25 protein-coding genes and 1 tRNA gene are annotated in these 21,906 nt (G+C 47.4%); 23 read left to right on the forward strand and 3 right to left on the reverse strand.

Features of this window, described 5'->3' with window-relative positions; translation table 11 throughout:
- The first annotated feature begins 10 nt into the window (after window positions 1-10).
- Window positions 11-1,762, forward strand: a complete 1,752-nt coding sequence (locus HYW89_01995; protein ID QQG45670.1) for a type II/IV secretion system protein — start codon at window positions 11-13, stop codon at window positions 1,760-1,762.
- Here HYW89_01995 and HYW89_02000 read toward each other — a convergent pair whose 3' ends face one another.
- Window positions 1,763-2,503, reverse strand: a complete 741-nt coding sequence (locus HYW89_02000; GenBank protein QQG45671.1) for a ComF family protein — start codon at window positions 2,501-2,503, stop codon at window positions 1,763-1,765.
- A gap of 58 nt (window positions 2,504-2,561) precedes the next feature.
- Here HYW89_02000 and pilM point away from each other — a divergent pair, with 58 nt between their 5' ends.
- The 16 genes from pilM to HYW89_02080 all read left to right on the forward strand — a co-directional run bounded on the left by pilM (window position 2,562) and on the right by HYW89_02080 (window position 15,512).
- Window positions 2,562-3,674, forward strand: coding sequence for a type IV pilus assembly protein PilM (gene pilM / locus HYW89_02005; GenBank protein QQG45672.1), 1,113 nt, complete (start codon window positions 2,562-2,564; stop codon window positions 3,672-3,674).
- On the forward strand, window positions 3,674-4,222 hold the full coding sequence (locus HYW89_02010; protein QQG45673.1) for a hypothetical protein: 549 nt from the start codon (window positions 3,674-3,676) through the stop codon (window positions 4,220-4,222). The genes pilM and HYW89_02010 overlap by 1 nt, the downstream gene beginning before the upstream one ends.
- A 2-nt stretch (window positions 4,223-4,224) precedes the next feature.
- The gene (gene pilO / locus HYW89_02015; GenBank protein ID QQG45674.1) at window positions 4,225-4,791 is read left to right on the forward strand and encodes a type 4a pilus biogenesis protein PilO; all 567 of its coding nucleotides are present in this window, start codon (window positions 4,225-4,227) and stop codon (window positions 4,789-4,791) included.
- A gap of 19 nt (window positions 4,792-4,810) precedes the next feature.
- Window positions 4,811-5,080: a hypothetical protein gene (locus HYW89_02020; protein QQG45675.1), complete on the forward strand. Its 270-nt coding sequence runs from the start codon at window positions 4,811-4,813 to the stop codon at window positions 5,078-5,080.
- Window position 5,081: 1 nt separating this feature from the next.
- The gene (locus HYW89_02025; GenBank protein ID QQG45676.1) at window positions 5,082-6,797 is read left to right on the forward strand and encodes a type II/IV secretion system protein; all 1,716 of its coding nucleotides are present in this window, start codon (window positions 5,082-5,084) and stop codon (window positions 6,795-6,797) included.
- Window positions 6,794-7,213 carry a type II secretion system protein gene (locus tag HYW89_02030; GenBank protein ID QQG45677.1) on the forward strand — a complete coding sequence of 140 codons (420 nt, stop codon included), beginning with the start codon at window positions 6,794-6,796 and terminating at the stop codon, window positions 7,211-7,213. The genes HYW89_02025 and HYW89_02030 overlap by 4 nt, the downstream gene beginning before the upstream one ends.
- 15 nt (window positions 7,214-7,228) lie before the next feature.
- Window positions 7,229-8,293 (forward strand): PilT/PilU family type 4a pilus ATPase, encoded by a 1,065-nt coding sequence (locus HYW89_02035; GenBank protein QQG45678.1) that lies wholly within the window; start codon window positions 7,229-7,231, stop codon window positions 8,291-8,293.
- A 29-nt stretch (window positions 8,294-8,322) separates the two neighbouring features.
- Window positions 8,323-9,531, forward strand: coding sequence for a type II secretion system F family protein (locus HYW89_02040; protein ID QQG45679.1), 1,209 nt, complete (start codon window positions 8,323-8,325; stop codon window positions 9,529-9,531).
- 331 nt (window positions 9,532-9,862) lie between these two features.
- A complete protein-coding gene (locus HYW89_02045; GenBank protein QQG45680.1) occupies window positions 9,863-10,402 on the forward strand; it encodes a type II secretion system protein in 540 nt (179 codons plus the stop codon).
- A 7-nt stretch (window positions 10,403-10,409) separates the two neighbouring features.
- Window positions 10,410-11,177 (forward strand): prepilin peptidase, encoded by a 768-nt coding sequence (locus HYW89_02050; protein ID QQG45681.1) that lies wholly within the window; start codon window positions 10,410-10,412, stop codon window positions 11,175-11,177.
- Complete coding sequence (locus tag HYW89_02055) at window positions 11,174-11,563, forward strand: hypothetical protein (GenBank protein QQG45682.1); 390 nt, start codon at window positions 11,174-11,176, stop codon at window positions 11,561-11,563. Before HYW89_02050 ends, HYW89_02055 begins: the two co-directional genes overlap by 4 nt.
- Before the next feature lie 75 nt (window positions 11,564-11,638).
- Complete coding sequence (locus HYW89_02060; GenBank protein QQG45683.1) at window positions 11,639-12,184, forward strand: type II secretion system protein; 546 nt, start codon at window positions 11,639-11,641, stop codon at window positions 12,182-12,184.
- A gap of 5 nt (window positions 12,185-12,189) precedes the next feature.
- The gene (locus tag HYW89_02065) at window positions 12,190-12,795 is read left to right on the forward strand and encodes a type II secretion system protein (GenBank protein QQG45684.1); all 606 of its coding nucleotides are present in this window, start codon (window positions 12,190-12,192) and stop codon (window positions 12,793-12,795) included.
- On the forward strand, window positions 12,792-13,343 hold the full coding sequence (locus HYW89_02070) for a type II secretion system protein (protein ID QQG45685.1): 552 nt from the start codon (window positions 12,792-12,794) through the stop codon (window positions 13,341-13,343). Before HYW89_02065 ends, HYW89_02070 begins: the two co-directional genes overlap by 4 nt.
- Entirely contained in the window at window positions 13,340-13,726 is a 387-nt protein-coding gene (locus HYW89_02075) for a hypothetical protein (protein QQG45686.1), read from the forward strand. The genes HYW89_02070 and HYW89_02075 overlap by 4 nt, the downstream gene beginning before the upstream one ends.
- 4 nt (window positions 13,727-13,730) lie before the next feature.
- On the forward strand, window positions 13,731-15,512 hold the full coding sequence (locus tag HYW89_02080) for an ATP-dependent DNA ligase (protein QQG45687.1): 1,782 nt from the start codon (window positions 13,731-13,733) through the stop codon (window positions 15,510-15,512).
- A 19-nt stretch (window positions 15,513-15,531) separates the two neighbouring features.
- Here HYW89_02080 and HYW89_02085 read toward each other — a convergent pair whose 3' ends face one another.
- On the reverse strand, window positions 15,532-15,984 hold the full coding sequence (locus HYW89_02085; GenBank protein ID QQG45688.1) for a hypothetical protein: 453 nt from the start codon (window positions 15,982-15,984) through the stop codon (window positions 15,532-15,534).
- 60 nt (window positions 15,985-16,044) lie between these two features.
- Between HYW89_02085 and gatC the strand changes: the two genes are divergently transcribed.
- The 6 genes from gatC to HYW89_02115 all read left to right on the forward strand — a co-directional run bounded on the left by gatC (window position 16,045) and on the right by HYW89_02115 (window position 19,368).
- Complete coding sequence (gene gatC, locus HYW89_02090) at window positions 16,045-16,335, forward strand: Asp-tRNA(Asn)/Glu-tRNA(Gln) amidotransferase subunit GatC (GenBank protein ID QQG45689.1); 291 nt, start codon at window positions 16,045-16,047, stop codon at window positions 16,333-16,335.
- The gene (gatA, locus tag HYW89_02095; GenBank protein QQG45690.1) at window positions 16,335-17,765 is read left to right on the forward strand and encodes an Asp-tRNA(Asn)/Glu-tRNA(Gln) amidotransferase subunit GatA; all 1,431 of its coding nucleotides are present in this window, start codon (window positions 16,335-16,337) and stop codon (window positions 17,763-17,765) included. The genes gatC and gatA overlap by 1 nt, the downstream gene beginning before the upstream one ends.
- Window positions 17,758-18,402 carry a hypothetical protein gene (locus HYW89_02100; protein QQG45691.1) on the forward strand — a complete coding sequence of 215 codons (645 nt, stop codon included), beginning with the start codon at window positions 17,758-17,760 and terminating at the stop codon, window positions 18,400-18,402. Before gatA ends, HYW89_02100 begins: the two co-directional genes overlap by 8 nt.
- 48 nt (window positions 18,403-18,450) lie before the next feature.
- Complete coding sequence (locus HYW89_02105) at window positions 18,451-18,825, forward strand: hypothetical protein (GenBank protein QQG45692.1); 375 nt, start codon at window positions 18,451-18,453, stop codon at window positions 18,823-18,825.
- Between the two features lie 196 nt (window positions 18,826-19,021).
- Window positions 19,022-19,261, forward strand: coding sequence for a GIY-YIG nuclease family protein (locus tag HYW89_02110; protein QQG45693.1), 240 nt, complete (start codon window positions 19,022-19,024; stop codon window positions 19,259-19,261).
- A 35-nt stretch (window positions 19,262-19,296) separates the two neighbouring features.
- Window positions 19,297-19,368 (forward strand) — tRNA-Met (locus HYW89_02115).
- 124 nt (window positions 19,369-19,492) lie between these two features.
- Here HYW89_02115 and HYW89_02120 read toward each other — a convergent pair.
- Window positions 19,493-21,862 carry a TPM domain-containing protein gene (locus HYW89_02120; GenBank protein QQG45694.1) on the reverse strand — a complete coding sequence of 790 codons (2,370 nt, stop codon included), beginning with the start codon at window positions 21,860-21,862 and terminating at the stop codon, window positions 19,493-19,495.
- Window positions 21,863-21,906 lie beyond the last annotated feature (44 nt).

Genomic DNA, 21,906 nt, shown 5'->3' on the forward strand with positions numbered 1-21,906 from the left:
TATTTTAACGATGAAGGTAGAGGAGGGACAACTGAAGGCCTTTATCCTTGATTCCGGCCTGGTGCCGGCTGACAAAGTGAAAAAGGCCGAGGAAGAAGCTCAAAAAACCGGAAAAACTCTCCGGGAAATTTTATTAAACAAGGGCTATACCAAAGAGGATGAGATTAAACGGCTTGAAGCCTATATTATGGGCATTCCTTTTGTGGACCTCACCCACGAAACTATTGATACTGCGGTTCTTTACGTTATTCCCGAACCCATTGCCCGTAAAAATAACGTCATTTCCTATAAAAAAACCGGAAAAGATCTGGAAATCGCCATGCTGGATCCGGACGACCTCCAGACTGTTGAGTTTATACGGAAAAAATCCGGCTTGAGAATTTTGCCGCGCCTGACAACCCCGGAGTCAATTCAACACGCCCTCAAACAGTATCAAAAAACTCTGGAAGTTGAATTTGGAGAAATTATTAAAAAAGAGACCGAGGCGCTAAAGGTTGCCCAAGAAGGAGATGCGGGCGAGATAGAAGCGGAAGAGCTGAAGAAACTGGCTGAAGATCTGCCGGTCATAAAAATCGTTGATACTTTAATTCGCCATGCGATTTTGCAGAATGCCTCCGATATCCACGTTGAGCCTGCGGAAAAAGAGGTTGTGGCGCGCTACCGGATTGACGGCGTTCTGCACGACGCCATGACCCTCCCTAAACAAATAGCGCCCGGAATTGTGGCGCGCATCAAAGTTATGGCCAATCTTAAACTGGACGAACACCGCCTGCCCCAAGACGGCAGATTTAAAATTGAGACAGACGAATACCGATTTTCTTTTAGAGTATCAGTCCTGCCGGTATTTGACGGCGAAAAAATCGTCTTGCGGCTTTTGCCCGAAACAGCCAAGGGTTATTCTCTGGAAGAACTTGGTTTCTGGGGAGAGAATCTGGAACGGATACATCGCGCCATCAAAAGGCCAACCGGCATTATTTTAGCTACCGGCCCAACCGGCTCCGGAAAAACAACTACTCTTTATTCTATTTTGGAAATCCTTAATATCCCCGGAGTAAACATCTCCACCATTGAGGACCCGATTGAATACCGCATACCGCGTATAAACCAAACGCAGGTTCATCCGGATATCGGATTATCTTTTGCTAACGGTCTGCGCTCGCTTTTGAGACAAGACCCAAATATTCTTATGGTGGGCGAAATTCGGGATAACGAAACTGCCGGTCTCGCCATAAATGCCGCGCTCACCGGACATCTTGTGTTATCAACCCTACATACCAACTCGGCAGCCGGAGCCCTGCCGCGGCTCCTGGACATGAAAGTGGAACCATTTTTAATTGCTTCCACTGTCACTGCTATTATTTCGCAACGTTTAGTACGGCGCCTTTGCCCGGAACATGAAAAATACCGCCTCTCGGCCGCCCAGATCGCCAGTCTTAAAAAAGACGTAAACTTGGATCGCATCCTTGAGGTTTTGAAACACGAAAAAATAATAGACGCCAAAACTACGTTTGAAAAAATTGAGTGGGGGAGACACAAAAAAACAGAAGAGTGTCCCGACGGTTACAAGGGACGAATTGGCATCCACGAAGTTCTGGAGATGTCCGAATCCATCAAAGAGCTGGTAGTAAAAAATGCCACCTCGGACGACATTGAAAAACGGGGTCGGGAAGAAGGAATGCTCACCATGCTGGAAGAGGGCTTTATCCGCGCGGCCCAAAGAGTTACCTCTATTGAAGAGGTGTTGAGGGTAACAAGTGAATAACTAATGCGCCACTGTTATCGCCCACACTCTTTTGGCGCCGGCCTCTTTTAACACTCGGGCCGCTTCCTCCAGGGTGGCTCCGGTAGTTTTTACGTCGTCCAGCAAAAGGACGACTTTTTGTTTTATTGAGGCGGGGTCAGCTACCCCAAAAGTTCCAATTACGTTGCGGCGCCTTTTATCTGCCGAAAGCTCAATTTGAGGCTTGGTTTTTTTAATTTTCCTTAAAACCTGCTGTACCAAGCTAAGCTTGGAACATGTTCCAAGCTTAGCTTGGTACAATTCTGCCAGCTGCGTGGCTATAAGCCCTGACTGGTTAAAGCCGCGTACCCGCTCACGGCTTTTATAGAGAGGAATTGGCATAATCACAGCTTCTTTTGGCAAGAAAATACCGTATATATCAAAATATTCAAGTAAAAGACTTACTAAAACCGGAGCAGCTGACCGAACGCGATTATATTTTAAACTATGAATAAGTTCTCGCGGAGCTTCATCGTTGTATGAAAATGGAGACAAAAACGCGTATATACTGGATTTTTTCTGACAAGAAACACAGGTGCGACCAGCTGTAATCCTTCTTCGCGCAGGTATAAACTTCTTGCATACAAAACACGTTGGTGGAATCCAACGAAGCTTGTTGTGACACATAGGACATAAAAAAGAGCCGCCGGTCCCGCAGCCAAAACAAACAGCCGGAAAAATCAAGTCCAGAAGCCAATTTTTAAACATTTTATAGCTAATCATGTGGATAACTTATAAACTCCTTTATTGGATATAAAGGTGTTATGATGAGTACGCAGACTTGGTTGAAATATCCTTTCTTAAAAAACTTAAACTCCCGACTTTTTCCTTTAAATTTCTCTCGTCCAAACCCACGAGGATTGTTGGTATTGATATTGGTGTGGCTTCGGCCAAGGTGGTACAATTAAGATACGAGCATGAACGTGCGATCTTGGAAACTTACGGAGAACTCCTTTCGGCTGGCTACCTTAAAAATACTGACGTTGCCGGAGGGGGCGGTTTTTTACGCTATGCTGACGTTGATATCGCTTCGCTCCTTAAAGACATAATCAGGGAATCCGGCGTTACCGCCAAGGATGCCGTATTTTCAGTTCCGGCGGTCTCAAGCTTCATTACCACCATTTCCTTCCCCCGCGTAACCGAAAAGGAAATTAACTCTGCCATGCCGTACGAAGCCAGAAAATACGTACCCATACCGGTTTCGGAGGTGGTGCTGGACTGGGATATTCTGGAACCGAACGAAGAGAGAAATGCCATAGAGGTTCTCTTGGTGGCTGTGCCGAGAGACGTTGTGGAAAAATATAAACGCGTAGCAGGAATTGCGGGGATTAATCCCCGGGCTCTGGAAGTAGAAACTTTTAGTATGGTCCGTTCTCTGCTGGGACAAGACCCAACTCCCATTGCGCTTATTAACCTCGGTCATCAATCAACCACCCTTGCTATTATTGATAGAGGTCGGGTACGCGTATCCCACAATATCATACGCGGGTCGCAGGAACTTACCAAGGCCCTAGAAAGAGGTATGGCCATATCGCTGGAGCGGGCCGAGTCAGCTAAAAGAGAAATTGGAATCTCGGAAAAGCTTGAAGAACGGGAAATTACATCTTTAATCATGCCCCCCCTTGATTCTCTTTTTTCCGAAATAGAACGGCTAATGGCACTTTATAACCGTAGGGCTCCGCGAAAAATACAAAGAGTCAACCTCACGGGCGGCGGCTCAAATCTGAAAGGGATAGTTGACTACCTAAGTACAAAGTTTGGACTGGAGGTAACTAAGGGGAACCCCTTTGCGCGCGTGGTCACACCGGCATTTATGCAGCCCATTTTACGAGAAATCGGCCCCAGCTTTTCCGTAGCAGTCGGGCTGGCGTTGCATGATATAACTTCCAAATAATGGCGGACTTGCTTTTAAAAAAAGAGTCTCCGGAAGCAAAATTTCGCATAGAGCGCGGAAGCTCTTTTCTGTTTTATCTTGTATTGGCGCTATTTTTTCTCGGTCTGGCTGTTTACGGGGGTCTTCTTTTATTAAATCGCGGCCAAGAGCGCGCGCGGGAAGAACTAACTGCACAAGTACGGCTTAAAGAGGAGGATCTGCGCCCGGAGCTTTTAAACCAAATATTTATTTTGGATAAACGCCTGAAAAACCTGCGCACATTGCTTGCCAGACACATTTTTCCTTCCAATACACTAAGGCTGGTGGAAGCAGATACCCATCCTCAAGTGCGCTTTCTGAATTTTAATCTTAGCACCGACAGCAGAAAACTGGAGATGTCGGGTGAAACAACCAGTTATGCTGTGCTGGCGCGGCAGATCGCGCTTTTTGAACGTGACCCCCAAGTAGAACGGGTTGAATTCGGCGGGCTTTCTTTTGGAACCAATAACTTGTTGGGCTTTAAATTGACGCTAATCATCAAAACATCACTCCTACAACTGCGTCCTTAACTATGACACGTATTTTTATAATAATTATATTGCTCATTGGAACGGCGGTGCTTGGTTTATTTTATCTTAGCCCCGAGTGGAACGAGCTTCAGAAACTGCGCCGGGAAACAAAAGACTTGGCTGACATAAGCGGTGAATTTGATACGTTAATACAAAACCGCGACGCCTTGGTTGACCAAATTAATACCCTGTCTCAAAACGACCTCGGCCGTATTGACCGCGCGCTTCCGGAAGGACCAAAGGCTTCGGAGTTTTTAGTCTCCATTGAGGCCTTGGCCAGAAAACATGGACTGGTTATGAGACGCATTGATATTGCGAGCGTGGAAACAAAAGCGGCAACAGGGGGACAACCGCGTCCAGCCGGAACGCCAACCACGCCGCCACAAAGCACCGGCCCCATCACCGAACTTCCGATAAATTTAAGTCTGGTGGGAAACTATGAAGCTTTTAAGGGCTTTTTGGTTGACCTTGAAAAAAATCTTAGGATTATTGATACGGGAGATATTTCTTTTAGCGCAGCCGGAGGGGCTTTTGATTTTTCCATAAAAACAACAACTTATTACCAATAACACCACAACCTAAGACACCATGACCAAACAAACCACCCTTCTGATAATAGTTTTTATAATAATCGTCGCCGCTACCGGCTATCTGTGGTTTGGGCTCTCCGGGCCGGCAGTGGAAAATGCCGGCGGCGAAGAATTCTCTGTACGGCTCGCCGAACTGCGCAGACTTAAAAACTTGCAGCTTGACACCTCGGTGCTGGAAGACCAATTTTTCCGCTCGCTTGAGCTCCCGCAAGAAACTCCGCTTCCTGAAGTGAAGATTGGCAGGATCAACCCATTCGCTCCATTTTAGCATGGCCAAAACCATTACCGATATTCTGGTTACTAAAAATACCCTCACTCTTGACGAGGCTTCTTTGGTGAAGAAAGACGCCAAAGAAAAGGGCGTATCAGTGGAGGACTTACTGTATCAACGTGGAATCACCGAAGGTGATGTTGCGCAAGCCAAAAGCGAGTTAACCGGGTATTCGGTAAAAACCTTGGGGGGCGTGCCTATACCCCTTGACGTTTTACGGGACATACCGGAAGAATCTGCCAGACACTATAAAATGATACCGCTGGGACGGCGCGAGGGATACATTGAGATCGGAATGCTAAACCCGGACGACGTAACTGCCCAAGAGGCGCTAAAGTTTATTGCCGCAAGGATAAATCTGCCAGCCCGGATTTATATTATAATTCCGTCCGACTTTCAAAGCGTGCTTTCCGAATACAGAAGTTTATCGGGGGAAGTTACCAAGGCCTTGGGTGAGTTTGAAAAAGAGTATGAAGAGCTGGCGGCCGAAGTTAAAATCAGACGCGACGAGCCCGCCAAAATTGTAGAGGAAGCTCCAGTAACAAAAATGGTGGCCGTCATTCTACGCCATGCCGTAGAGGGACGCGCCTCAGATGTACACATTGAACCAAGTCGTAAGGAGCTCCGGGTACGCTTCCGGGTAGATGGCACACTGCACACAAGTCTTATGCTGCCCTTGGATGTTCATCCGGCGGTTATCTCCAGAATAAAAGTCATGTCTAATCTAAAAATTGACGAGACCCGCGTACCGCAAGACGGCAGATTTCATGCGGAAATTATAGGTAGAGACATTGATTTTCGCGTCTCTTCTTTTCCCACCGCCTTCGGGGAAAAGGTGGCGATCCGGATTCTGGATCCGGAAGCCGGCATTAAAACCTTTCCGGAGCTTGGACTTTCCGGAAGAAATCTGGCCTTACTGGAAGAAAACATAAAACGGCCCTTTGGAATGATTTTAATTACAGGACCCACCGGATCAGGAAAATCCACTACCCTCTATGCCATTCTGCAAATTCTCAATCAGGAAAAGTCCAACATAGTGAGCCTTGAAGATCCGATCGAATACTTTATCCCCGGAGTAAATCAGTCCCAAATAAAACCGGAGATAGGATATGATTTTGCCACGGGACTTAGACACATATTAAGACAAGACCCCGACATTATCATGGTGGGCGAGATCCGTGATAAAGAAACAGCAGCTCTTGCCATACACGCCGCGCTAACCGGACATCTTGTGTTGTCAACTCTGCACACCAATAATGCCGTGGGTGTAATTCCCCGCCTAATTGATATGGGTGTCGACCCGTTTTTAATTCCTCCTACCCTGATTCTCGCCGCGGCCCAAAGGCTCGTACGAAAACTGTGTCCGGATTCCAGAAAAAAAATAAAACTTTCCGGTAAAATAAAGGACATGGTGACGCGCGAAACAGAAGAGGCGCCCGCCGAGACTAGAGAGGAAATAAAAAAAATAAATGCCTCCGAAATCTATCAGGCCGAAACCTCACCCACCTGTCCTAAGGGAACCAGCGGCCGCACCGGCATCTTTGAGATTTTATCCATGACGCCGGAGCTGGAAAAAATAATCCTAACCAGTCCTTCGGAGTCAAAAATACTGGAGGAGGCAAAACGTCAGGGAACGAGTACGATGAAACAAGACGGACTCGTAAAGGTCCTTAAGGGTATTATTAGTTTAGAGGATTTATTAGAAGTCGTATGAAAACAAAAAATGGTTTCACTATTGTAGAATTATTGGTCGTAATCGCCATTATCGGATTATTGTCCTCTCTGGTTTTGGTGCAGATACAGTCGTCCCGGGCCCGCGCCCGAGACGCAGAACGCGAAGAAGAAATCAAGTCGCTGCAAAATGCTTTGGCGCTTTATATCGTTAATAGTCACAACTTTCCTGTTGGTTCCGGCCCCCTGACTGGTTCGGATCAGGTATCGCTGGAATTGATAGCCAAAGAAGCTCTAAATCAAGTGCCGCTTGATCCCTTAAACACCGATCCTGCCGGCGACCCGGATTATCGTTATTTATATAATTCAGCCGACGGCGGCACTTATACTTTAACTTACTGGCTTGAAACCAACAGCGTTTCCGGAAAGTCTGCCGGGCAACATTTTGCTGCGCCCTAAAAAAGATATAACAATATGGCCAAACAAAACTTTGAAGAACTATTATCAGCGGTGGTAAAAAGTAATGCCTCCGATCTCCATATAACAGTGGGGAGACACCCCACCCTCCGCATTGACGGCACCCTGACCCCCCTGACCAAAGAAGAAGTTATTACACCCGAAGTGGCGCAGGGTTTTATTTTTTCAATGCTAAATGAGGAACAAAAAGAAAGATTCCTAACGGAAAAAGAACTTGATTTTTCGTACGGCTTTCGAGACAGAGCCAGATTTAGAGTTAATATCTTCCACCAAAGAAATTACATGAGCGCGTCTCTGCGGCTTATATCCACCAAAATACGCACAACCAAGGAACTAAATCTGCCGCCCGTAATTGAAGAGTTTTCCAAATATCAGCAGGGGTTTTTACTCGTGGTGGGACCAACCGGACACGGCAAATCAACCACTCTGGCGGCACTTATTGATCTGATCAACCGCAGCCGCGCCGACCACGTAATCACTATTGAAGACCCTATTGAGTATTTGTTTCCTTCGGAACAATCAATTATTGACCAGCGTGAGGTGGGTTTTGACACACCCAGCTTCACCCGGGCCCTAAAATCTCTTTTCCGGGAAGATGTTGACGTGGCCATGATTGGTGAGATGCGGGATGCCGAAACCATGGCTGCCGCAGTAACAGCCGCGGAAACCGGACATCTTATTTTATCCACCCTCCATACTAACAATGCCGCCCAAACCATTGATCGCATTATTGACACTTTTTCTCCTACACAACAGAACCAAATACGCGCGCAGCTCGCCTCAACCCTTATTGGTATTGTTTCGCAGCGTCTTATCCCGCGGCTTTCCGGAGGGCTTATCCCCGCGGTTGAAGTAATGATAGTAAATGCGGCCATCCGTAACCTGATAAGAGAAAACAAGATCCACGAAATTGATTTGGTGATAGAAACAAGTTCTGATCAAGGAATGATCAGCCTAAACCGGTCTCTAGTGGATCTGGTGCGCAGAGGAGAGGTGGCGCTGGAAAGTGCCCTGAACTATTCTTTAAATCCGGGGGAACTACAGACTCTGCTAAAAGGATAATCTTTTTAGATTCTGTGTTTTAGGGAAATATGGCAACTTTTGAATACCAAGCTCGAACCCGCGAAGGAGAACTTCGTTCCGGTATGATTGAGTCTTCTTCGCAGGAGGCTGCTTTGGATCTTCTGCAGCAAAATAACCTTCTCATCATATCCATAAAAGAAAAGGCAAAACCAACCCTGCTGGAACTTAGGGTGCCCTTTGTGGGCAGGATCAAACAAAAAGATGTAGTGGTATTGTCACGCCAACTCGCCACCCTTTTTGAGGCGAGAATCCCCATGATACAGGCGCTAAAAACCCTGATCGGAGAAACAACTAAACCGGCCCTAAAGGAGGCGGTGGCAGAAATACTTGATGACGTATCCGGGGGCTTGGCGCTTTCTCAGGCCATGACCAAACATCCCCACGTTTTTTCTTCTTTTTACGTAAATCTGGTGCGCTCCGGGGAAGAGTCCGGCAAGCTTCAAGAGGTATTCACTTATTTGGCCGACTATCTGGAGCGTTCTTACTACCTGACCAGCAAAGCTAAAAACTCCATGATTTACCCCGCCTTTGTGCTGGTAGCTTTTATGGGGGTGCTGGTAGTGATGCTGGTGGTGGTTATACCCAAACTGGTCAGCATATTTGAGGAAACCGGACAAGCTGTTCCTTTTTACACGCAAGTGGTAATTACGTTATCGCTTCTTTTAAGACAGTGGGGACTGGCCTTGGTGGTGCTTCTGGTTGGCGGGTTAATAGCAGTTTGGCGTTGGGGTATGACCCAGCCGGGAAAACTATTTTTTCATAAACTTCAAATTAGTCTTCCGATCATAGGCGAACTTTATCGGAAATTATACATGGCTCGTTTTGCGGACAACCTGCAAACTCTGATTGTGAGCGGAATTCCCATCTTACGAGCCTTATCCATAACCGGCGACGTTATTGGCAACCTGGTTTATAAAAAAGCGATGGTGGAAGCCATAGAGTCGGTAAAGGCCGGAAGTACTATTTCCACCGCCTTTGAAAAAACAAGTGAAATACCGGTACTCGTTACCCAAATGATAAGAATCGGGGAAACTTCGGGCAGACTGGAGTTTATTTTAAGCAGTATCTCTAAGTTTTATCAACGCGAGGTTGACTCGACCCTGGAAAATCTTGTCGCCCTGATTGAACCGGCTCTAATTATTTTTCTTGGCGTAGGAATTGGGATACTGGTGGCCTCGGTACTGGTACCACTCTATAATTTGGTGGGGACGATCTGACAAAGCCTCCAATCCCTACTGCGACGGCATTTGTCCCCACGGAAAAAACTGATAAATCCCCCCACCTTCCCAGCGGGTTATTGGACCCCGCGGGAAGGATTTCTACGGCACCCATTCATCTCCGCAGCAAGGGAAGTCTGACTTCCCAAGCTGCGGGGGTATTCTGGGAAGGTGGGGGGATAAAACCGTGACGCTCCGCAGCAAAATCGTGCCGTGTTTATGGGTGGGGGATTAAAATCGCCTGTGGACAATAACTGTTTGTGTTCTGTATTAACAATTGTATAATTAAAAAGGTCGGCTCATAACTAACAAGGAATAAAATTAAATTTAAATGTTAAAATTTTTCAGCTTTAAGGAGCGGGGCGGGTTTACCCTAATTGAACTTTTGGTAGTTATTGCCATTATCGGGGTGCTGGCCTCTATTGTGCTGGCGTCTTTAAATAATGCTAGGAGAAAATCGCGTGACGCGCGACGCATTACGGATCTAAAACAGATTCAACTGGCGCTTGAGCTTTACTTTGACGGGCAGGGAAGCGCCTATCCTGCGGCCAACACCACGTGTGACGCCACTACCAACGCCTATAATCTGCAGGCACTGGCCACCAACGGCTATATACCAACTGTTCCCCGCGACCCTCTTTCCAGCGGGACAACTCCTGTTTGCTACAAGTACGCAACTCCTTCCAGTGGCAATATCACCACCTATCATTTGGGTGCAACGCTTGAGGACAGCGCCAATCCGGCTTTCAACGGAGACAGAGACTGTACTTCCAGCGGCACTGCGGACTGTGTAAGCGGAATTACCGGATACAACAACGGTTTTGATGGAAAGACTGACGGGACTAACCGAGTTTATGACGTAATACCATAATACCAAGGTGGGTCTGTTTTTGTTTTTTGTGGTCGGCCTTGTTGTTGGCAGTTTCTTAAACGTGGTGGTAAGAAGGGGCGCGCGGGCTGAATCTCTGGGGGGACGCTCACGTTGCGAATCATGCTCCAAAGTACTGGGCGCAGGAGAACTCCTACCCGTAATAAGTTTCTTATTACAAAAAGGGCGGTGCCGGCATTGCGGCGCCGCTCTTTCGTGGCAATATCCGGCCGTAGAACTTGGTACGGGATTTACTTTTGCTGCTCTGGCCTGGTATTTGCTTCCTGATGTATTAAATCCTAAAGCCCTAATTTTGTTTGGGGCAGTACTTATCGGGACTGCGGCAGTCATTGTTATACTGGTATCTGACATCAATTATCGCCTTATTCCTGACGGGGCCGTGCTCATATTGTTCCTTTTGGGTATGTGGCGCCTTTGGATAACAAGCCCCAATCTCTTAAGAGACGGTGTCTGGGCATTGCTTATTGCGTTGTTTTTTGCCGCACTTTGGTTTGCGTCTTCCGGCAGCTGGATGGGGTTGGGCGACGCCAAACTCATACTCGGAACTTCTTTGCTTCTTGGATTCCCGGCGTCACCGATCGCTTTCCTTTTTTCTTTTTGGCTGGGTGGGATTGTGGGAATTTTTCTTCTGGCAACGCGCCTTACCGCGTTCAAAGATAAAATTCCTTTTGGGCCGTTTATAATTTTAGGGGCACTTCTCTCTTATTTATTTTCTCAACAGTTTCTTTTTATTACCGGACTGGACTATTTTTTATGATACGGGGCACTACAACCTGGATTATTGTGGGTATTGCTTCGGCCTTAGCGCTGGGATTTATTTTTTGGGCAAATAATAATTTTTATCAGGAGTATCTTAAAGAGGTTCAATCGCCTGTCCCCCTTCTCTTGCCCAGACACGATCGCGCTTGGATAGAAATTGATTTTGGAGAAAATAAAAAACGCGTGTTTGAGGGAGCGGTGGGCGGCCACGTCTATCGTCTACCATCAGTGCTTGAGTCTATTGTTAAAGAAGCGGGGATATCCCTAAGGCCGCCCCGCAGCAGAAAATGGACAGTCTACAGCAACAACAAAACAGTACCCAAATCTCTTTCAGAAATTACAGTTGCGGCTGGGGACAGATACCTCTTAAGACTAGAAAGATAACAAAGTTTACAGATGGCCTTAGTAAGGCCCCCCGCGGGCTTTTTTGTTTTGGGTTGTAGAGTATAATTAAGAGTGATGAAAAATGGTTTTACTATGGTGGAAGCGGTGGTGATGCTGGCCATTGTTATCGCCATAAGCGCGGTGGTTCTTTTTAGTTTCACCGGATTTAACGAGGGGGCGGCGCTCAACCGATCTTCCCGGGAACTCGCGCTTGCCATTCGCAGGGCCCAGAATATGTCTCTTGCCGTGACCCAAATTCAAACCTCTGCCGGACCAAGGATACCGCCGGCTGTTGGCCTTAAACTCTCCACACTCGCACCCGCAACCTATTTTACCTTTGCCGATTTACTCCACGACAACAAATACGCTTCTGCGGACGACGCCAAAATAGGAAGCGACGCAACTTTTGAGCGGGGAATAAAACTTGATTCTCTTAAAGACAAAGACGGCGTGGCGCGCGCAACCGTACATATTATTTTTGCCGCGCCGGAGGCAACAGTTTTTCTGGGAGACGAGAACGGCGTCTCTGTGGGCGATAAACTGGACATTACCCTTAAAACCCCGGCTGGTCAGACACGCACTGTGGTAGTACGAACCAGCGGACAAGTCAGCGTAAGGTAATCAAAATGTCTAACGTCGGTTCGGAATCAAAATTTACCTTAGCTACGACAGGGTTCACTTTACTGGAGACGGTAGTCGCTCTTTCCGTTATTTTAGCTGTGGTGGTCGGACCGGTGACGCTCATTACCAAGGGCATCTTTAACTTTGTCGCCACTAAAAATAAATTGGTTGCCGCCAACCTTGCACAGGAAGGCATCGAGCTTATACGTCTGGTAAGAGACAATAACGTTATCTGTGATTTTCTAAACGGCTCCGCAGGTTGGGCCTGGAACCGCGATCCAGAAGGAGGAAATTTAACTAATACCAGCCGTGAAGTTGACGCCAACTCTTCAAAAACTATAAATTGCGGGGCCGCTTCGCTCTCTACTCCGCGTCTGCCTCTTTATAGCGGCCAACCACTTCGTTTTAACACCAGCACTGGTTTTTACGGTTACGGCGGGGACCAGGAAACAGTTTTTGTGCGCAAAGTTGATATCCGGGTACCGCCGGACAACCCCGACAGCGGCATTCCTGCGTCAGACCAGATGGATATTATTTCTACCATCACTTGGAACGAACACGGTACTCCCAAAAGTTTGGTGGTACGGGAAAGAATTTATAATTGGCGATGAAAAACCACACAAAAAAACAGGGCTTCACTTTACTGGAAATGATAATTTCCATAGGAATTTTCTCTGTTCTTGTAATCGCATCCATAGGAGTTACGCTGGGCGTATCCAACGCCCAAATAAAAGCGGCCAATATTCAGGCGATCCTTGATTCCATACGCTTCTCTCTTGAACTTATAACCAAAGAAATGCGCACGGGCTCTGGGTATGCCGCAACTTCTTATGGCGCAGCCTGCGGCGGTGCATCGGGGTCAGAAATCAGCTTTACCACGGCCTTGGGCGAGTCGCGCACTTATTATCTTAGTCCCGCAACCAAAACTATTATGCGCATGACCCAAACCACCAACTGCGTACAGGCCGTGCCTTTTAGTTCCGAGGAGGTAAATATTGATCGCCTGAATTTTGCGCTAAGCGGCTCGGCTTCCGGACCAAATGACGGCCAGCCGCGGGTTACTCTAACCATGAAGGCGCGCTCCAAAAGCCCAAAATACTATCTGGAGTCGTCCCTGGATTTACAAACCACCGTGGCTCAAAGATTACGTGACTTATGAAATCTTTACACAAAAATGGTATAACCCTGCTTTTGGTGGTAGTCCTGCTCTCGGCTATTTTTTCCATAAGTCTTGGCATCTTTAACGTTGTTTTTGGAGAACTGCGTCTTTCCGGAGAAATTGCGGATTCTTTTACTGCTTTTTACGCCGCGGATCAGGGTATAGAAAAAATACTTTATCGCGACCGGGTCCAGCGCGAAGTCTGCACGACCGGAGGAGCCAACTGCTATACAGAGGGACCCACCGATATTCAGTCTGTCGGCTGCTATACTCTACGCATGAGCAAGGTCGGCGGCAACACAGAAATCGTCATCGCCGGACAATACCGCTGCGGCGCCAACCCCCAAAGAGTGGTAAAGCGCGGCTTTCAGGTGAACTACTAAACCTATGCGTTTCTCCGAACTAGCAAAATATCTGGAAAAGTTGGAAAAAACCGCCTCCCGGAACGAAATGACCAAAATACTCGCCGAAGTACTCAAGGAAGCCGAGGAAGAGGAGATAGACAAAGTTTGTTATCTGCTTCTGGGAGAACTCCTTCCTGCGTATCGCGGAATAGAATTTAATATCGCCGAAAAAATAATGATACAAGTTCTGGCCGCAGCCTTGGAAGAATCTCCGAAAAAAATAACAAAACTTTATAAGTCAAAAGGGGACCTTGGCGATGTGGCCTACGACCTGCTTTCTCAAAAAAGGAAACCAGCCAAACACCTAACTGCAGATAAGGTCTACAGTCAGCTGCTTAAAGTCTCCCAAGAAACAGGTACAGGAAGTCAGGAAAGAAAAATCAAAAAAATGGCCGAGCTTTTATCAGAACTTGACGCTCGTTCCGCCAAGTTTGTAGTCCGCATTCCGATAGGAAAAATGCGCCTGGGATTTTCAGACGCCACCCTTCTTGACGCCCTTTCCTTTATGCTCAAGGGGGATAAATCAGCGCGGAAAGAAATTGAACAGGCTTACAATGTCACCGCCGATATTGGGGCCATAGCAAAAATTGTCAAAAAATCCGGGCTTGGTTCGTTACAGCGCATAGAACCGCATCCGGGCATACCCATACGTCCATCTCTGGCCGAAAGACTGCGCACGGTTGAAGAAGTGATTGAAAAGGCGGGCCCGGAAGTGGGGGTTGAACAAAAACTTGACGGATTTCGCACCCAAATCCACTTATGGAGAGAAGAAGGAGAGAAAAAAATCGCGCTATTTTCACGCAATCTTGAAAACACCACCGCTATGTTCCCCGAAATCGTTGCGGCGGCAAAAAAACTTCCTGTTCAGGAAGCTATTTTGGACGGCGAGACCATCGGCTATAACCCCAAATCAAATAAGTTTTCTCCTTTCCAGGAAACAGTGCAGAGGAAAAGAAAATATGATATTGAGGAGTTCGCCAAAAAAATTCCTTTAAGTATTTTCGTTTTTGATATCCTTTATCTCAACGGTAAGTCTCTTCTTGAGCGTCCCTTTAGGGAGAGGAGAAAAATAATAGAACGCGTTCTTCCGGAGAAAACAAAAGGAGCTCTGCGCCTTACTCCTCATAGAGTTACCAAAGATCCCAATGTTATACTAAAAGAACTAAAAAGCAGTATTGCCGCGGGACTAGAGGGCGTCGTGGCCAAAAATCTTGACGCAGCGTATGAAGCCGGAAGCAGAGGATTTCACTGGATAAAATTAAAAGCAACCATGGCGGCTCTTGAAAAACTGCGCGGCGGAAAAAAGACAGAAACAAAAATTCTTGATACGATTGATTGCGTTGTTATGGGTGCCTATAAAGGACGGGGCAAGCGCGCCGTATTCGGCGTGGGGGGTTTGCTGCTCGGCATACGGGGACAGGACGGCCGTTACTATTCTATTTCGCGCCTGGGCACAGGGCTTTCGGACGAACAGTTCCGTGAGGCGCACCGTCGCCTAGGAAAATTAAAAGTTAACACGGCGCCCAAAGAATATATAGTGGACAAAGAGATTACACCCGACATCTGGGTCCGTCCTTCGCTGGTCGTAGAGATTCTGGCGGATGAGATTACTCTCTCACCACGGCATACGGCAGGAAGAAAAGGGACTAGCCGGGGATATTCGCTTCGTTTTCCGAGACTCGTTCGCTTCCGCGATGACAAAAACCCGGAGGACGCAACCACCGCGGAGGAAATTAAAAAACTGTTTGCGGAACAAAAAAAATAGCTGACTGCTGCCAGTCAGCTCACTTTCCCCTGTTGGATTCCAGCATGGAACAGATCTGGAAAAGAAGCTCAGCAGACTTTATAGCCTCCGTCACCCATGGTCCATAACCAATTTTTTTGTAGAGCTTTTCTGCATCCTGCAGATACTGTGCCGCCGGCTTTCCACAACGGACATTATCCGAACTTGTTACAACCTCGGAACAGGTCTGAAAAAGAAGCGCGGACGACTTAATAGCCTCCGTCACCCATGGTCCATAACCAATTTTTTTGTAGAGCTTTTCTGCATCCTGCAGATACTGTGCCGCCGGCTTTCCACAACGGACATTATCCGAACTTGTTACAACTTGCGGGCTCGACGATACCCCTGAATTCCCGTGAGCCGCAGAGGATACAGTAGGGAAACCCAGAAACACAATACTAATAATAAGTACCAGCGCTACTAACCTGTAACCCCTTCCCAAAACTGAAGTCATGATATCCTCCTTTACGGGCGGTCATAACCGCCGTTAAAATAATATCAGATTATAAAGACAATGTCAATATCACGTCAAGACATCGAGCATATCGCCAAACTTGCGCGTATAGAACTATCAGAATCCGAAAAACAAAAATTTGTGGGTGAACTCTCCGCCATTTTAGAATTTGTAAAAAAATTAAACGAGGTCAAAACTGACATTGAATCCCTAAGCTACACAGCAGCGCACCACACCGTGATGCGTCCGGATACGCAGCAAGACACCGACCTTGAAGGAAGCTCTGTAGAATTACTGGCGGCTGTTCCGGAAAAAAAAGACTCTTGGGTAAAAGTTAAACCGGTATTTTAATGGCCACCCTTAACCAGCTTACAATTCAAGAAGCCGCCCTAGGACTCCGGCAGAAAAAATTCTCCTCAACAGAGTTGGTGGCGGACTGTCTTACAGCGATAAAATCTAAAGACAAAGAACTGCACGCCTATCTTGAAGTGTTTGGGGACGCGCTGGACGAAGCAAAAAAAGCCGATGAGATGCTGCAAAACCATCATGCATTACCGCCGCTTTTGGGCATACCCATTGCTGTAAAAGATAATATTTTAGTTGAGGGAGAAATCTGCACCGCCGGATCAAAAATTTTAGAAAACTATGTTGCGAGTTATGACGCCACGGTAATAAAAAAACTAAAAGCGCAGGGCGCGATAATTATTGGGAAAACCAATCTGGATGAATTTGCCATGGGCTCCTCAACGGAAAATTCTGCTTTTGGCCCAACTAAAAATCCGCACGATACACGTCGCGTCCCCGGCGGCTCATCAGGAGGCTCTGCCGCAGCAGTTGCCGCGGATATGTGCATAGCGGCTTTGGGTTCCGATACCGGAGGCTCTATCCGTCAACCTGCATCCTTTTGCGGAATTGTGGGACTCAAACCGACGTACGGAAGAGTGTCTCGTCATGGCCTCATGGCCATGGCCTCCTCGCTTGACCAAATCGGGCCCCTGACCAAAACCGTGGAAGATGCCAAAACTCTATTTGAAGCTATCTGCGGCAGTGATGACTTTGATGCAACCTCATTTAAAAACCCACCGGAGAACAAACCCGTCAATACAGAGCTAAAAAATCTGCGGGTTGGTGTTCCCAAGGAATATTTTTCCCGGGGGCTTGATCGTGGGGTTGAAGAAGTAGTACGTCAGGCTCTAAAAAGAGTGGAGGGTGCTGGCGCACATATTGAAGAGTTAAGCCTTCAGCATTCCGAATACGCACTGGCTACCTATTATATAATAGTACCATCGGAGGTGTCGGCGAATCTTGCCCGTTATGACGGTATTCGTTACGGCCATCAAAATACTAAGGCGGATAGTCTTTTTGGGGTTTATGCCCAAACACGCGCCGAAGGACTAGGACACGAAGTAAAACGACGCATTATGCTTGGAACCCACGCCCTTTCTGCCGGTTATTACGACGCTTACTATTTAAAGGCGCAGAAAGTGCGCGGTTTAATCAGACAAGATTTTGAAAATGCATTAAAAAAAGTTGACGTTATTATTGGTCCTACCACACCAACCACGGCTTTTAAATTTGATGAAAAAACCAGTGACCCGTTACAAATGTACCTTGCTGATATCTACACGGTTGCCGTAAATTTATCCGGCTTGCCCGCGCTATCCATGCCGGCAGGCAAGAGCAATAACTTACCTGTTGGTCTGCAACTTATTGGCCAATGGTTTGATGAGACCAACATATTATCCATTGCTTCTGAAATAGAAAAAAAAATTCATGCCTGAAACCTCCGGTCCCAAGTCATCTTCCGGCCCCGACCCCGCTGTTATGGCCATAACACTGCTTTTGGCACTTGGGGTTTTGGGTGTCTACCTCAATACTGTACTTAGTGAATATACCGGCTTTGTGGAATGGGTATACGCCAAAAATTGGGGTTTATTTTTCAGAATATTTCAAGTAAGCATCATCTTGCTGGATTTGGTGCTGTTAGTATTTTTGATTTTTACCCTACGGAAACTTTTTTCTTTAAGACGCGTCCAGCCGGAAAAGGAAATTGTGCCTCACGTTATTACGCCCAAAGAAGAGGTTAAAGAATCTTGGGGGCATATTCGGGAACTCGCCAATTCCTCCAGCCCCTCGGACTGGAATATGGCAGTGCTTCGGGCTGACGCCCTTCTTGATGACATCCTTACGCACCTTGGCTATGAAGGCACTACACTTGCGGAACGCCTTAAAATCGTTGACCCCACCAAACTTCCTTCGCTGGAAAGAGCTTGGTCTAGCCACAGACTTCGCAACGCCATTGCGCATGACCCTCTGGAACAGCATACGCGCGAGACCATTATCCATGCACTGCGTTCCTATGAGCAAGCATTAAAAGAGCTGGGCATGATGGAGGAAGAAGAACAGGTTGACAAGTAACAGTTTTTATATTATACTTTTTTGTGGGGTGGCCGGGGTGGATTACAGATGTCTCTACCGCCGCTGGAAGTCCTTTGGAAATTTTATGCAATTACTGGCCTGACTGTACTTTTGATCGTTTTTACGCCGCTTAAAAACTGGGGCTGGAAAAAGTGGTGGTATATTTTCTGCACATCAAGTTTTACGGACTATTTAAGCACTCTTCTTTTTGTTTATGTTTACGGCCTCGGTTGGCAGGCCGAAGGTAACGAAATTATACAAAAGTACGGAGCATCTTTTGGTTACCTCTTCGTGCTTAACCTGCATATGGTAGTGCCTGTATTGCTGGCTTATCTGGTTGGTTGTTGGTTAAACAGGGTTACACGATTGGGAGCCATAACTCTTTTAGCCGTATTTTCTTTTTTGAATTTTACGCAACCTTAAGCAACGTTATTTATCCAGTTGTCGATATCTCACGCCTATTTGGCTAGCCGCGTCAACAAACGCGGCATTTTTAAATCTTGTCCTGCACAATTTTGCGGACGCGAGAAAACGGATGGATTGCTTTTCTGCTAACTTGACATTATAATTTCCATGCGGGGTGAGGAGCAGTATGCCGGCAAGCCGGGACTCATAAACAATGGTGTATTATGTTTACATTCTATATAGTGACCGGTTCGATCGATTTTACATTGGTCAAACCAATAATATAAATTTGAGGTTGCGACATCACAATTTTGGAAAATCCAGCTGGACAAAGAGTTATCGACCATGGAGACTAATTCATTCAGAGTCGTTCCAGACTCGTACCAAGGCCATGCAAAGAGAAAAGTACCTAAAATCTCTCAAGGATAAAAGATATCTGTTAAGATTTCTCTAAGCCGCCGAAGTATTCTGCTTTAAGCTGGAGTACTTCGGCGGGGTGGAGGAGCAGTACCTCGCCAGGCTCATAACCTGGAGGCGTCGGCGCACATCCGGCCCCCGCAATCCTTCGCTAAAGCTTCGGAATTGCTAGCGTCAAAAGGCAGCTCATATGAGCTGCCTTTTGACTTTTTTAAAATTTTAAAACGAGCCCGAACGAGCTCGCTTGTTTACTTACGGTACAACGACCTTAAAAATCTCCGCCGCCGCCTCCACCGCCGCCGCCGCCAAAGTCTCCGCCGCCGCCTCCGCCACTATCAGAACCCCAACCACCTCCACCACCGCTATCACTTGATCCGCTGTCTCCTCCTGACGAATAGCCTCCGCTGGAATAATCTCCGGAGGAGTGCGAATAATCTCCGGAGGAGTACCCACCACCGCCTCCAATAACAACGACCGATGAACTTCCCCAACTTCTGCGGCTTGACTCATGTGCGTCTTCAACGTCGTCCTTGGCTTTAGAGTAGGCTTCGTTGCCTTTCTTTTGCCCTTTTTCGGCAAGAGAAATTTTGTCTTCAAAAACCAGGGCGGCCTGCGCACGTCCTAAATACTTTTGAGCATCAGAAAGGTAGCCCTTGGCCGAACTGCCTACGTCGTGTTTGTGGTCCTCAATATACTCTTGGGCTTTGGACACGGCTCGCTCTGCGTCACGCATTATGTTTTTGGCTTTGGCACGCAAACGCTCTGCGGCCTCATGCTCGCTTATCGCCTCAAGTAAAATTTCATCTGCGGTGTCGTTAGCTTCTTTGGCCAGTTTAACCACCAGTGGAAAATCTGGTTTCTCTTGGACCAATTCCTGCTTGGCCTTAACAACAACTCTCTCGGCTTTTCTTAACTCTGCTTCCACCGTATCCTTGATCTCATCATCGTACTGATGAACGTAGTCCCGAGCCTTACGGATATCTACCTCTGCGGCAATAACTTCTTTTGACGCATCGCGTTCTGCAAGCGCAAGGCCCTTCTCGCGCTCATGAATTGAACGCAGAAGCGACTCCGCCTCATCAAGCCAAGTAGTTGCCTCTTTCAAACCTGCACGGGCCTTATCCCACTCCTGTTTATCCATGGAAACCATGGCCTGCAGCGTCATCGTGGTTCTCTCCGCACTCTCCACACGCTTTCTTGCTTCAGTGCCATTGCCGCGCACCGACTCCCACGAAGTCTTGGCATATTTTTCGCTAATCCGGTCAAATACTTCTTTGGCAGCTGCAATCCCCGTATTAACAGTCTCTATGCGCCCGCTCGCGGCCACAATCCCGGTTGTAAGTTCCTGCTTGATTTTAGGAAGCTCCTCGGCCGACGTAACCGCCTTCTGAACCAATTCGCCCGCAGACAGGGCCGTTTTATGTGCTTCGCCATACCTTTTCTGCTGTATCGCTGAGTCCGCTTCCTTCAGTTTTGTTTGCGCTTGCAAAAGCAGGGTATCGGCTGTGCTGGTCAAAAACCCCTGCTTCCTTACTTCGGCAATATTTTGAGTGGCCGTGGTAATAGCAGTGTTAACCGCCGCCACAACTTTGGCAGAATCTGCTATCAGACTTGAAAGTTGAAACACACGCTTATTAATTTCGTCTTTGATGCCCCTTGCTTCGTAAAGCTTTGCCACTACCACGCCGTATGACTGGGCAATAGCTTCGTACTCGGCCACCGTTAGTCCCGGACGCTCTGGATCGTTAGCCGCCTGTCCTAAGCCGTGAAAATTTTCAGCAGCACTTGCAAAAAGTTTTTGCGCACGAACCATACCATCCCTAAGCGGCTCCGCGTCTTCTTCTGACACCTTGTTGACCATCGCTCCAACCACTGCTTCAAGCGTTACAAGCTCGTCATCAAGAGTATTAATACGGGATGCCGCATCTTGTTTGGCCAACATAGCCTTTTGTCGGGCCGCACGCTGTCCTTCCCGACGCTTTAGGAAAGCACCCAGAAGCATTGCAAGCCCAACCAACACAATAAGACCAAGCATTAATTTCATTACTGTCCATAGTCCAGAATAATCTGTGGGTGCGGACGGCTGGTTTGGCTGCACCACCACTACTTGCGGACTAGGGGGTGGAGCCGGGGCAACCACGGGCGCTCTCATTTGTTGTTCCAGAAGTTCACCCACTGCATTTAAACCTTTCACCACGCCATCTGCCCATCTGCCGTCGCGGAAGCTCGGATTCATATGCTGAGTCCGAACCTTATTCCATGCTCCATCCAAGGCTGGTTTCCACTCAGAACCGTAAAAGATTCCGGACTTTCTGGCTTGCGTTGCAACCATAAGTACTACAAGATTATTCTTTCTGTTTCCGTCCGTAGCCTGCCATGATGCGCACTGTCTCTCAACCTGTTTCTCATAGGCATCAATGTTGGCAGACCCGTTAAGGGTTTTACTGACCCTAACCCGCACCTCTGCTCCAGCGCTAACCAAACGCGCCGCAGCTTCTTCCAACCGTGCGCGGTCGTTGTTATCCAAGACTCCTGCGCTGTCGTAAACTCGGGTGTCACAAAATTCACTTGCATGTAAAACAGGGACAGCTAGGAAAAGACTAAAAAGCCCCACAATCAACACAAGAGATCTTTTCAAGGTGCACCCCCCTTTGTTGATACCGATACAGCCCGGTATAAAAA

The organism is Candidatus Sungiibacteriota bacterium (assembly GCA_016432465.1).
Lineage (GTDB): Bacteria > Patescibacteriota > Minisyncoccia > Sungbacterales > HO2-52-23.